The organism is Serratia sp. PAMC26656, assembly GCF_016469055.2.
Taxonomy (GTDB): Bacteria; Pseudomonadota; Gammaproteobacteria; order Enterobacterales; family Enterobacteriaceae; genus Serratia; species Serratia plymuthica.
Genome location: NZ_CP150486.1, coordinates 5,478,347 through 5,491,223, shown reverse-complemented (window position 1 = coordinate 5,491,223; position 12,877 = coordinate 5,478,347). Strand labels below are relative to the sequence as shown.

The 12,877-nt window shown below is 57.7% G+C and carries 10 protein-coding genes; 5 read left to right on the top strand and 5 right to left on the bottom strand.

Going from position 1 to position 12,877, the window contains the following annotated elements; all coding sequences use genetic code 11:
• Positions 1-37 precede the first annotated feature (37 nt).
• Positions 38-670 (top strand): LysE family transporter, encoded by a 633-nt coding sequence (locus tag JEM67_RS26670; RefSeq protein ID WP_199637616.1) that lies wholly within the window; start codon positions 38-40, stop codon positions 668-670.
• Here JEM67_RS26670 and JEM67_RS26665 read toward each other — a convergent pair.
• The 3 genes from JEM67_RS26665 to argE all read right to left on the bottom strand — a co-directional run bounded on the left by JEM67_RS26665 (position 667) and on the right by argE (position 5,572).
• A complete protein-coding gene (locus JEM67_RS26665; RefSeq protein WP_199637618.1) occupies positions 667-1,455 on the bottom strand; it encodes a helix-turn-helix domain-containing protein in 789 nt (262 codons plus the stop codon). The two genes, JEM67_RS26670 and JEM67_RS26665, sit on opposite strands and share 4 nt — an antisense overlap.
• A gap of 75 nt (positions 1,456-1,530) precedes the next feature.
• The gene (ppc, locus tag JEM67_RS26660; RefSeq protein WP_199637620.1) at positions 1,531-4,167 is read right to left on the bottom strand and encodes a phosphoenolpyruvate carboxylase; all 2,637 of its coding nucleotides are present in this window, start codon (positions 4,165-4,167) and stop codon (positions 1,531-1,533) included.
• A gap of 259 nt (positions 4,168-4,426) precedes the next feature.
• Positions 4,427-5,572 (bottom strand): acetylornithine deacetylase, encoded by a 1,146-nt coding sequence (gene argE, locus JEM67_RS26655; protein WP_199637622.1) that lies wholly within the window; start codon positions 5,570-5,572, stop codon positions 4,427-4,429.
• A gap of 216 nt (positions 5,573-5,788) precedes the next feature.
• On the opposite strand from argE, the gene argC reads away from it, so the two are divergent.
• From argC to argH, 4 genes are all read left to right on the top strand, one after another.
• Positions 5,789-6,793 (top strand): N-acetyl-gamma-glutamyl-phosphate reductase, encoded by a 1,005-nt coding sequence (gene argC / locus JEM67_RS26650; RefSeq protein WP_199637624.1) that lies wholly within the window; start codon positions 5,789-5,791, stop codon positions 6,791-6,793.
• A gap of 29 nt (positions 6,794-6,822) precedes the next feature.
• Positions 6,823-7,596, top strand: coding sequence for an acetylglutamate kinase (gene argB, locus JEM67_RS26645; protein ID WP_013814985.1), 774 nt, complete (start codon positions 6,823-6,825; stop codon positions 7,594-7,596).
• A gap of 25 nt (positions 7,597-7,621) precedes the next feature.
• Positions 7,622-8,842: an argininosuccinate synthase gene (locus tag JEM67_RS26640; protein WP_199637626.1), complete on the top strand. Its 1,221-nt coding sequence runs from the start codon at positions 7,622-7,624 to the stop codon at positions 8,840-8,842.
• Between the two features lie 198 nt (positions 8,843-9,040).
• Positions 9,041-10,414 carry an argininosuccinate lyase gene (argH, locus tag JEM67_RS26635; RefSeq protein ID WP_199637628.1) on the top strand — a complete coding sequence of 458 codons (1,374 nt, stop codon included), beginning with the start codon at positions 9,041-9,043 and terminating at the stop codon, positions 10,412-10,414.
• A gap of 63 nt (positions 10,415-10,477) precedes the next feature.
• Here argH and JEM67_RS26630 read toward each other — a convergent pair whose 3' ends face one another.
• Complete coding sequence (locus JEM67_RS26630; RefSeq protein ID WP_199637630.1) at positions 10,478-11,926, bottom strand: dihydrolipoyl dehydrogenase; 1,449 nt, start codon at positions 11,924-11,926, stop codon at positions 10,478-10,480.
• 76 nt (positions 11,927-12,002) lie between these two features.
• On the bottom strand, positions 12,003-12,734 hold the full coding sequence (locus JEM67_RS26625) for a glutathione peroxidase (protein WP_004953139.1): 732 nt from the start codon (positions 12,732-12,734) through the stop codon (positions 12,003-12,005).
• Positions 12,735-12,877: the final 143 nt, after the last annotated feature.

Genomic DNA, 12,877 nt, shown 5'->3' with positions numbered 1-12,877 from the left:
AGATGACGCATCATCCCCACGAAAAGAGCACGTCGCCATGCTGCCGTTTTCCAATGGTTTTTTACTCAGTCTGTCGCTTTGTCTGGATATTGGCATCGCCAATATCGCCATGATCACGCTGGCGATGCAGCGCGGCTATTTTCACGGTTTCTGGCTGGGGATCGGTACCTGCGTGGGTGACCTGATTTATGCGGTACTGGCGCTGGCGGGCATGGCGGTGCTGTTGCAATACTCGGGTGTCCGCTGGGTACTGTGGGTCGGCGGTTCAATGATGCTGCTGTGGTTCGCTTACAAGATGCTGCGCGCGGCCTTCGCCCAGGCGACTGAGTTGGCGGTGGCTGAGCCGGAAACGCCACGTTCGGTGCCGCGCAACTTCCTGCGCGGCGTGGTGCTGGCTATGTCTTCTCCTACGGCGATCTTGTGGTTTGCGGCGGTGGGCGGTGCGCTGATTTCACGTATGGGTCAGGGGGGGCCGGCGGCAACGTCGTGGTTCCTCTCCGGCTTTTTTATTGCCGGGGTGGTGTGGACGGCGGTGCTTTGCTCCGTTGGCAGCCTGGGCGGCAAAATGCTGGGGTCTCGCCTGCTGAAATATTCTTACTTTGCCTCGGCGGTGATTTTTGGCTACTTCGCGCTGTACGTGGTGGTGTCGGGCTACCGCGAGTTTATTTAGCGGGTGAAGGATTGCAGATAGTGATGTGGCGTGATGCCCATCGTTTTGCGAAAAGCGTTAATAAAATGGCTTTGATCGTAAAAACCCAAGGCCAGCGCCACGTCCAGCGTGTGTTGATTCTGCCGCAGCAGGTTACGCGCCTCCAGCAGCCGCAGCTGCATGTGATATTGCAGCGGGGGCATGCCGATACGTTGCCGGAACAGCCGGACAAAATGATATTTACTCATGCCGCTGACCTGGGCCAGCGTATCCAGGCTGATTTTCAGCATCAGGTTGTCGCGCATGAACTCCAGTGCCCGGCCGACGGTTGCCGTCGGTTGCGGGTGATCCGCGGTGCGGTCATCCAGAAGGGTACCCAGCAACCACAGCAGATTTTGCTCTTGTTCAACCGCGTCGTGCGGAGTGCAGGCATAGCGGCAAATGGCGTCGAACAACGCCGGGTTGCGCAGCACGCCTTCGGTCAGCACCGGCGCCTGACGATGAGAATCCAGGTTATGGTTGTTGGCCAGGCTGCGCAGCAGTGATTGCGGTAAGTGCACGCTACAGAATTCGACTTTCTCACTGCCAAATTGCGAGGACTGAATGCTGGCCGGGTTGTAAACGGTGATCTCGCCACCGCGCACCAACGAGGTTTTGCCGTCCAGCCAAATCTGTTCGGTACCGCTCAAATTGGCGCTGATCACGTATTCATCGTGGGTGTGACGGGGGAAGGAGGCATTGATCGCCGTCAGGCGCGAGCACTCGATATTGTTGGCAACAAACCAGTCCGAGAGGGATAACGCCATCGCGCACCTCCGCGCCCGTCAGCGACACATAGAAAAACGGCTCCTGTGAACAGGAGCCGTGCTTTGGCGCGCAACCTAGCCGGTGTTGCGCATTCCGGCGGCGACGCCGGCAATGGTGACCATCAATGCCTGTTCAACGCGGGTATCAGGATGTTCCTGCTGGCGCGAGCGGTGCAGCAGTTCTGCCTGCAGCACGTTCAGTGGATCGGTATACACGTTGCGCAGCGCGATGGATTCGGCGATCCACGGTAGGTCTTCCATCAGGTGAGCGTCATTGGCAATGGTCAACACAACCTTGATGTCGCTTTCGAGCTGATCGCGCAGCTGCTGGCCCAGTGGCCACAGCGATTTGTCGACCAAGCGTTGATCGTAGTATTCCGCAAGCCACAGGTCGGCCTTGGCGAAGACCATTTCCAGCATGGCGATGCGGGTGGAGAAGAACGGCCAGTCGCGGCACATGGTCTCCAACTGATTCTGCTTGCCGGCTTTCACCGCTTCCTGCAAACCTGCGCCGGCGCCCAGCCAGGCCGGCAGCATCAGGCGGTTCTGCGTCCAGGCGAAGATCCACGGAATGGCGCGCAGGCTTTCTACACCGCCGTTTGGCTTGCGCTTGGCCGGGCGTGAACCCAGCGGCAGTTTACCCAGTTCCAGCTCCGGCGTTGCGGCCCGGAAGTAAGGCACGAAGTCCGGATTCTCACGCACGTAGCCGCGGTACATTTTGCACGATGTCTCTGACAGGTCGTCCATCAGCGAACGCCACTCTTTCTTCGGCTCCGGCGGCGGCAGCAGGTTGGCTTCGAGAACCGCGCCGGCATACAGCGCCAGGCTGCTGATGGCCACTTCCGGCAGGCCAAATTTGAAGCGAATCATCTCACCCTGTTCGGTCACGCGCAGGCCACCTTTCAGGCTGCCCGGCGGCTGCGACAGCAGCGCCGCGTGTGCAGGCGCACCGCCGCGGCCAATCGAACCGCCACGGCCGTGGAACAGCGTTAACGCCACTCCGGCCTTTTCACAAGTTTTGATCAAGGCATCTTGCGCGCGGTACTGCGCCCAGGAAGCGGCCATCACCCCGGCGTCTTTCGCCGAGTCGGAATAGCCGATCATCACCATCTGCTTGCCCTGGATAAAGCCGCGATACCAGTCGATATTCAGCAACTGGGTCATAACGTCGTCGGCGTTGTTCAGGTCGTCGAGGGTTTCGAACAGCGGCGCTACCGGCAGCGCAAACGGGCAACCGGCTTCTTTCAGCAGCAGATGGACCGCCAGCACGTCAGAAGGGGTGCGTGCCATGGAGATGACGTAGGCGGCGATGGAGCCTTGCGGCGCTTCGGCGATCACGCGGCAGGTTTCCAGCACTTCCTGGGTGTCGGCGCTCGGTTCCCACTTCAGCGGCACCAGCGGGCGTTTGGAGTTCAGTTCGCGGATCAGGAATGCCTGTTTGTCGGCTTCTGACCAGCTTTCGTAGTCGCCGAGGCCCAGATAACGGGTCAGTTCGGCGATGGCTTCGGTATGGCGGTTGCTTTCCTGACGGACGTCGATACGCACCAGCGGCACGCCAAAGCAACGGACACGGCGCAGGGTATCCAGCAACTGACCGTTGGCAATGATGCCCATGCCGCAGGCCTGCAGCGACTGATAACAGGCGAACAAAGGTTCCCACAGCTGATCGTTGCTTACCAGCAGGTCGTTCGGCTTCAGCACGCGTTCGCCCTTCAGGCGGCCTTCCAGATAGGCCTGAGAGCGCATCAACTGGCCGCGCAGCTGTTTCATGATTTCGCGGTACGGTTCCTGCACTTCGTCGCCACCGGCGAGGGCGCGCAATTCCGGGGTACATTCGGTCATCGACAGCTCGGACACCAACACTTGGATATCGCGGGTGAACAGGTCGCAGGCTTTCCAGCGGCTGAGCAGCAGCACATGACGGGTAATTTCGGCGGTCACGTTCGGGTTACCGTCGCGGTCACCGCCCATCCAGGAGGTGAAGCGAACCGGCACGGCTTCCGCCGGCAGGCTGTAATCGATGGAGTTTTCCAACTGCTCGTTGAATTCGCGCAGGAAGGCAGGTACCCCTTCCCACAGGCTGTTTTCCACCACCGCAAAGCCCCACTTGGCTTCGTCGATAGGTGAAGGGCGGTTTTTACGGATCTCGTCGGTGTGCCATGACTGGGCAACCAACTGGCGCAGGCGGCGCATGATCTTGTTGCGCTCGTAATCGGCCAGATCGTTATGATCGAGTTGGCTCAGACAGGTGTTGACCTCAACCAGCTTGTGGATCAGGGTGCGGCGGGTGATTTCCGTCGGGTGCGCAGTCAGCACCAGCTCGATGGAGAGCTGAGAGACCGCATTTTGCAGCTCTTTGGTGCTGAGCTTTTTGTCTTTCAGCCGGGTGAACAGTTGGGCCAGCGCTTCGGGATTGCTGGCGGCTTCGCCATTGGGCGAAATGCTGTGGTACTGCTCGGCGACGTTGGTCAGATTAAGGAACTGGCTGAAGGCGCGCGCGACCGGCAGCAACTCGTCGTTGGACAGGTTCTGCAAGGTGGAAAGCAGCTCCTGACGGTGCGCCTCGTTACCGGCACGTGAAGATTTGGAAAGCTTACGGATAGTTTCAACGCGATCGAGAATATGCTCGCCCAGCGCATCTTTGATGGTATCGCCGAGCAATTTGCCGAGCATACTGACATTACTTCGCATTGCCGAATATTGTTCGTTCATATAACCCCTGGCCCAGTTCTGTATGATTTTTTATCTTGTAAGTAAATTTCACGTGTCAGGCGAAGAGCGCCTGTTTCATCTCGCCACGTTCCTGTCCAATCGTCAATTGACACTATTTTTAGCAAAAAAACATCAAAATCGGCGCATTTTCTGAAATTTAATTACGGCGCACCGGTTATCAGTCTGGCTTATTATATTGTTTTGATACTTCTTAATAGGTAGGGCGATGATAAATCATTAACCCTACATTGTGTCAGGTTTATTGGTGGCAAAAGTGCTCGACCAACTGGCCCAGCAGCTTGCGCGTCGGCTCGATAAACGCCGTATCGATGTATTCATCCGGTTGGTGCGCCTGGTTGATTGACCCCGGGCCAAGCACCAGCGTCGGGCACACCTGCTGGACGAACGGCGCTTCGGTGCAGTAGTTGACCACCTGAGTGCGGGTGCCCAGCAGTTTCTCAATCACCGCCACCATATGATGATCGGTCGGGCACTCGTAGCCCGGGACCGAGGCATGCAGTTCCTCAATGTTCAGGCGGCCCGGCCAGCGCTGGCTGATCGGCTCCAGCGTCTGGTGCATCAGCTCGTTGATATTGTCGAGCGTCATGCCTGGCAGCGGGCGAATATCCAGGTGCAGTTCACAACAGGCGCAAATACGGTTGGCCGCGTCGCCGCCGCTGATATGGCCGAAGTTCATCGTCGGATAAGGCACGGCGAATGCCGGATTGTTGTAGCGCTCCTGCAACGTTTTGCGTAGCTCCATCAGGCGGCCAATGGTGTCGTGCATCAAATCGATGGCGTTGACGCCGCGAGCCGGATCGCTCGAGTGGCCGGACTGGCCGACAATGCGGATGGCGTTGGCCATATGCCCCTTGTGTGCGCGCACCGGTTGCAGTGAGGTGGGTTCGCCGATAATGGCGAAATCCGGGCGGATGGCGGTCGAGGCGGCGAAATAACGTGCGCCGGCCATCGTCGTTTCTTCATCTGCGGTTGCCAGAATGTACAGCGGCTTGGTCAGTGTGCTGGCATCGATATCGCGCACGGCATCCAGAATAAAGGCAAAGAAGCCTTTCATGTCCGCAGTACCCAGACCGTACAGCTTATTGTCGTGCTCGGTCAGGGTGAAGGGATCGCGTGTCCAACGGCCTTCGTCATAAGGTACGGTGTCGGTGTGGCCCGCCAAAAGCAGGCCGCCGCTGCCTTCACCGATGCTGGCGAGCAGGTTGAATTTGTTGCGGGTATCGGGCACCGGCTGTACGTCGACGCGGAAGCCCAAATCGGCAAACCATCCGGCCAGCAAGTTGATTAACGCTTCATTACTCTGATCGAGGGCGCCATCGGTGGCACTGATCGACGGAGTGGCGATCAACGCCCGGTACAGCTCAATAAATGGAGGTAATTTCATCTTCACTGTTGACAGCCTTTGGTTAGGGTAGTATCAATATTCATGCATTTATTTTGAATAAAAATACAGTAAGCTAGAGCGTAAGGGAACCCGATTCCCGGATGATTATAAAAACATCAACGCTCGACCACGTGGGTGAACGGCGAAACAACGCTGGTGAGCCCGGTTACCTGAGTCGAATATGACCACTCGTAAGCCAAGAAGGTGAAAGGCCACATGTTGAATACGCTGATCGTTGGTGCCAGCGGTTACGCCGGAGCGGAGCTCACGGCCTACCTGAATCGTCACCCACATATGAACATAACCGCATTAGCGGTTTCAGCGCAAAGTGCAGATGCAGGAAAATTGCTTTCTGATTTGCATCCCCAGTTAAAAGGCATCGTCGATCTGCCGTTACAACCGCTGGTTGACGTGGCCGCCGCCGCTGATGGCATCGACGTGGTGTTCCTGGCCACGGCGCACGAAGTCAGCCACGATATCGCGCCTTTGTTCCTGGCTGCGGGCTGTGTGGTGTTCGATCTGTCCGGTGCGTTCCGCGTGAAAGACGCCGGTTTCTATACCCAATACTACGGTTTCGAGCATCAGCATCCTGAACTGCTGGATCAGGCGGTGTATGGCCTGGCGGAGTGGCAGAGCGAAAAAATCAAACAGGCACAACTGATCGCCGTACCGGGCTGCTACCCGACGGCGGCGCAGTTGGTGCTGAAACCCTTGATCGATCAACAGTTGCTGAACCCTGACCAATGGCCGGTCATCAATGCCACCAGCGGCGTCAGCGGCGCGGGCCGCAAAGCCAGCATGACCACCAGCTTCTGTGAAGTGAGCTTGCAGCCGTACGGCATCTTCAACCACCGTCATCACCCGGAAATCGTTGCGCATCTGGGGGTACCGGTCATCTTCACGCCACATTTGGGTAACTTCCCGCGTGGTATTCTTGAAACCATTACCTGCCGTTTGAAAGCCGGCGTTACCGCGCAGGACGTGGCCGCAGCTTATCACGCCGCCTATGACGACAAACCGCTGGTGCGGCTGTACGACAAAGGCGTGCCGGCATTGAAAGCGGTGGTGGGCCTGCCGTTCTGCGATATCGGCTTTGCCGTTCAGGGTGAACACCTGATCGCCGTAGCGGCAGAAGACAACCTGTTGAAAGGCGCAGCCGCTCAGGCGGTGCAATGCCTGAATATTCGTTTTGGGTTCCCGGAAACCCAGTCATTACTTTAATGAATAACCAGCGTGGGATGTAAACAGCGATGAACCCGTTAATTATCAAGTTAGGTGGCGTGTTATTAGACAGTGAAGAGGCGCTGGAGCGTTTATTCACCGCCCTGGACAGCTACCGTCAGCAGCATCAGCGCCCGCTGGTTATCGTTCACGGCGGCGGTTGCCTGGTGGATGAGCTGATGAAACAACTTTCTCTGCCGGTGGTGAAGAAAAACGGTCTGCGGGTAACTCCTGCTGACCAGATCGACATCATTACCGGCGCGCTGGCCGGTACTGCCAACAAGACCCTGCTGGCATGGGCCATCAAGCACCAGATCAATGCGGTGGGCTTGAGCCTGGCGGACGGTGGCAGCGTTTCCGTGACCCAACTCGATCCGGCGCTGGGCCACGTAGGCAACGCGCAGCCGGGTTCACCGGTGCTGCTCAATACCCTGCTGGGCGCCGGCTACCTGCCGGTGATCAGCTCTATCGGCATCACCGCCGAAGGGGAATTAATGAATGTGAACGCCGATCAGGCGGCGACGGCTCTGGCCGCCACGCTGGGTGCGGATTTGATCCTGCTGTCGGATGTCAGTGGCATTCTCGATGGGAAAGGGCAACGCATTGCAGAAATGACGGCACAAAAAGCGGAACAACTGATTGCCCAAGGCATCATCACCGATGGTATGGTGGTGAAGGTGAATGCGGCGCTCGACGCGGCCCGCACCCTTGGCCGGCCGGTGGATATCGCCAGCTGGCGCCATGCCGATCAGCTTCCAGCTCTGTTTAACGGCGTGTCGATTGGCACCCGGATCCTCGCTTAAATTTAGAATTAAAAAGGAAAAGACCATGCAAAACCAAGGCATCAAAAAAATCGTTCTGGCGTACTCTGGCGGTCTGGATACTTCGGCCATCATTCCTTGGCTGAAAGAAAACTACGGCGGCTGCGAAGTGGTAGCGTTCGTGGCGGATATCGGCCAGGAGCGCAGCGATCTGGAAGGCGTGGAGCAAAAAGCCCTGCAATCCGGTGCCTCTGAGTGTCACGTGGTTGATCTGCGTGAAGAATTCATCCGCGATTACGTTTATCCGGTTCTGCAGACCGGTGCGCTGTATGAAGGCAGCTATCTGCTGGGCACTTCAATGGCGCGCCCGATTATCGCTAAAGCGCAGGTTGAGCTGGCGTTGAAAGTCGGCGCCGATGCGCTGTGCCACGGTGCAACCGGCAAAGGCAATGACCAGGTGCGTTTCGAAACCACCTACACCGCGCTGGCTCCACATCTGAAAGTGGTTGCCCCTTGGCGTGAGTGGAACTTGCGTTCCCGTGAAGCACTGCTGGACTACCTGAAAGAGCGTAATATCCCGACGACCGCGTCGCTGGAAAAAATCTACAGCCGTGACGAGAACGCCTGGCATATCTCTACCGAAGGCGGCGTGCTGGAAAGCCCGTGGAATGCACCGAACAAAGACTGCTGGGTCTGGACCGTGGATCCGCAGGAAGCACCGGATCAGCCTGAGCAAGTAACTATCACCGTAGCAAAAGGCTGCGTGGTAGCGGTGAATGGCGAAGCGCTGAGCCCGTACAAATGTCTGGAAACCCTGAACGTGTTGGGTGCCAAACATGGCGTGGGCCGGATCGACATCGTGGAAAACCGTCTGGTGGGCATCAAATCCCGCGGTTGCTACGAAACCCCGGGCGGCACCATCATGGTGGCGGCACTGCGTGGCGTTGAGCAGTTGGTTCTGGATCGCGATAGCTTCAAATGGCGTGAGCAGTTGGGCCTGGAAATGTCCTACGTGGTGTACGACGGCCGCTGGTTTGCTCCGCTGCGTCGTTCTCTGCAGGCCTCTGCAGAAGCGCTGGCCGAAGAAGTGAACGGCGAAGTGGTGCTGCAGCTGTACAAAGGCCAGGTGACGGCGATTCAGAAGAAATCCGCCAACAGCCTGTACTCTGAAGAGTTTGCTACCTTTGGCGAAGATGAAGTTTACGATCACAGCCACGCGGGCGGCTTTATCCGCCTGTTCTCTCTCTCTTCACGCATTCGCGCGTTGAACGAGAAAAAGAACAAGTAATTTCATTATTCGGCGTGACTTATTAAGGGCGCAGCGTGCTGCGCCTTTTCGTATAAAATTCATACCCTAAATAATTCGAGTTGCAGGAAGGCGGCAAGAGCGAGAGTCCCGATGAGCTTACATCGGTAAGTGATTCGGGTGAGCGCCCTCAGCCAACACACTTGCGGCTCGAAGTATGACGGGTACAGGAGTAAAGGTATGGCACTTTGGGGCGGACGGTTCAGTCAGGCGGCAGATCAGCGGTTCAAACAGTTAAACGACTCTCTGCGCTTTGATTATCGCTTGGCGGAACAGGACATTGTTGGCTCTGTAGCCTGGTCGAAAGCGCTGGTCACCGTCAACGTGCTGACGGCAACCGAACAGCAACAGCTTGAGCAGGCTTTGAGCGTGTTGTTGGAAGAGGTGCAGGCCGACCCGCAGGCAATTGTCAGCAGCGATGCGGAAGATATTCACAGCTGGGTGGAGCAGAAACTGATCGACAAAGTCGGCGATCTGGGCAAGAAGCTGCATACCGGCCGTAGCCGTAACGATCAGGTCGCGACCGATCTGAAACTGTGGTGCAAACAGCAAATCGGCGAACTGCATCAGGCCATCGTGCAACTGCAGCAGGCGCTGGTGGAAACTGCCGAAGCCAATCAGGATGCGGTGATGCCGGGTTATACCCACTTGCAGCGCGCGCAACCGGTCACTTTCGCCCACTGGTGCCTGGCCTATGTGGAAATGCTGGCGCGTGATGAAAGCCGCCTGCAAGATACGCTCAAGCGCCTGGACGTCAGCCCGCTGGGCAGCGGCGCATTGGCCGGCACCGCTTATCCGATCGATCGTGAGCAGCTTGCCGGTTGGTTGGGTTTTGCCTCGGCCACCCGCAACAGCCTGGACAGCGTTTCCGACCGCGATCACGTGTTGGAGCTGCTGTCTAATGCCTCCATCAGCATGGTGCATCTGTCGCGCTTTGCCGAAGACCTGATCTTCTTCAACAGCGGCGAAGCGGCGTTTGTCGACCTGTCCGACCGTGTAACTTCCGGTTCTTCGTTGATGCCGCAGAAGAAAAACCCGGATGCGCTGGAACTGATCCGCGGCAAATGCGGCCGTGTACAGGGTGCATTGACCGGCATGATGATGACGCTGAAAGGCTTGCCGCTGGCGTATAACAAAGACATGCAGGAAGACAAGGAAGGGCTGTTCGACGCGCTCGATACCTGGATGGATTGCCTGCTGATGGCGGCGCTGGTGTTGGACGGCATTCAGGTGAAACGTCCACGCTGCAAAGAGGCGGCTGAGCAGGGTTACGCCAACTCGACCGAACTGGCGGACTATCTGGTCGCCAAAGGCGTGCCGTTCCGTGAGGCGCACCATATCGTCGGTGAAGCGGTGGTAGAAGCCATCCAACAGGGCAAGGCGCTTGAGGCGCTGACGCTGACCGAATTGCAGAAGTTCAGTGCGGTGATTGGCGACGACGTGTACCCGATTTTGGCGCTGCAATCTTGCCTGGACAAGCGTTCGGCCAAGGGCGGTGTTTCTCCTCAGCAGGTCGCCAGCGCGATCGCCGAAGCGAAACAGCGGTTGTTTTAAGTTAAGTTAGTCCGTTCATAAGGGCGCGGTTCACAGTGTGAGCCGCGCTTTTTTTATGGTGGTTTACTCGCCCGGGCAGCGCTGGCAGCGTTCCGCCTCGGCCTTACCCAGTTTGAGCTTGGCCTGCAGGTCGCGCAGTGCGGTGCGCAGGCCTTCTTCGATCACAGGGTGGTAGAACGGCATATCCAGCATCTGGTTGATGGTCATCTGCTGCTGATGCGCCCAGGCCAGCAGGTGAGCGATATGCTCAACGTCCGGCCCCATCATTTCCGCGCCCAGAAAACGCCCGGTGCCTTGCTCGCCGTAGACGTGCAGGAGGCCTTTATTACGCAGCATTACGCGAGAGCGCCCCTGATTCTCGAACGAAACCTCGCCGACCTCGAAGCAGCCGCAAGCGCTGAATTTCTCGTTCAGTTCGCGGAAAGTCGAACCGACCATGGCTATCTGCGGATCGGAGAATACGACCGAAATCGCACTGCGGCGCAGGCCTGGGGTGATTTCCGGGAAGCTGCCGGCGTTGGCCCCGGCAATGCGGGCCTGATCGCTGGCCTCATGCAGCAGCGGCAGCTGGTTGCTGGCGTCGCCGGCGATGAAAATATGCGGCACGTTGGTTTGCATGGTCGAACGATCGGCCTGCGGCACGCCTCGGGCGTCGAGTGTGAGGCGGGTGTTTTCCAGGCCCAGCTTATCGACGTTCGGCCTGCGGCCGGTGGCGGCCAGCACGTAATCCACCATGATTTCCTGTGGCTGACCTTGCAGATCCCGGTAGCGGATAAACACCTTGTCGCCTTCGCGCTGCATCATCTCGACCTTTACGTCGGCATCAAGATAAAACTCTTCGCTCAGGGCTTTGGCGGCATAGCTGCGTACTGCACCGTCGGTTAAAGGGCCGACGGCGCCGCCGACGCCAAACACTTTGGTGTCGACGCCCAGGCGGTGCAGTGCCTGACCCAGCTCCAGGCCAATGACACCCGGGCCAAACACTGCGACGGACTGCGGCAAATCGTCCCAGTTAAACACGTCGTCATTGACGATCAGTCGGTCGCCCAGTGCATTCCATGCTGCCGGCCAGCTTGGGCGGGAACCGGTGGCGATAACGATCCGCTGCGCCACGATGCGCGTGTGTTCATCGATCTGCAAGGTATTGTCGTCGATAAAGCGGGCGTAGCCGTGAATCTTGTCGGCGGCCGGGATCTCGTCGACGCCTTCCAGCACAAAGCCGACAAAGCGGTCACGCTCGCGTTTGACGCGGTCCATCACTTCACGGCCGTTAACGGTGGTTTTACCGGCGGGATACACGCCAAAGCCGGGGGCGCGCTCGATTTGATGCACCGCTTCGGCGGCGGCGATCAGCAATTTGGATGGCATGCAGCCAACGCGTGCGCAGGTGGTGCCATAAGGCCCGCCCTCGATCATCACCACGCTGGGGGTAGAAAGTTTGGCAGCGCGATAGGCGCCCAGACCGGCGGTGCCGCCGCCGATAACCGCGACGTCAACATGCAACTGTTTCATATCCGCTCCTGAAAGGTAAAAAAAGGGCGGGCCGGAGCCCGCCAAAGTTCACGTTGGCTTCGTTATTATTGATTAATCAGGCTGACAGGAAATTTTCCAGGTCATCGCTGCCGCCGATGTGACGGCCGCCGATAAACACCTGAGGTACGGTGGCACGGCCGCTGACGGCACGCAGGCTGACGGTGGTGGCGTCTTTGCCCAGCACGATTTCTTCATACTGGATACCACGTTCTTGCAGCATTTGTTTGGCTTTGGCGCAGAACGGGCAGCCGGGCTTGGTGAACAGCGAAACCGATTCCTGCACTTTGAATTCCGGCGCCAGGTATTTCAGCATGGTGTCGGCGTCAGAGACTTCAAACGGGTCACCCGGTTTGTTGGGCTCGACGAACATTTTTTCCACCACGCCGTTGCGCACCAGCATCGAGTAACGCCATGAACGTGGACCGAAGCCCAGATCGGCTTTCTCGACCAGCATGTTCATGCCTTTGGTGAACTCTCCGTTGCCGTCCGGCACGAAGGTGATGTTTTCCGCGTGCTGATCGGCTTTCCAGGCGTTCATCACGAAGGTGTCGTTCACCGAAACGCAAAGGATGCTGTCAACGCCGTGCTGTTTGAATACGCTGGACAGTTCGTTGTAGCGTGGCAAATGGCTGGAAGAGCAGGTTGGGGTAAACGCGCCTGGCAGCGAAAACACGATGACGGTTTTATCTTTGAACAGGTCATTGGTGGTGACATCAATCCATTGGTCGCCCTGACGGGTGTGGAAAGTAACCTGAGGAACTTTTTTGCCTTCTTGGCTGGTAAACATGGATTAACCCCTTAATTAGGAAAATAATTTTTGGCTGTTAGCGCTGTATCGCTTCGTTGGGACACATTATTGACGTCGGGGCTTGATAGATCTAATCGCTCATTGCTATCTTATCTATCGCCATGAGCTATCATGGTCTGGAG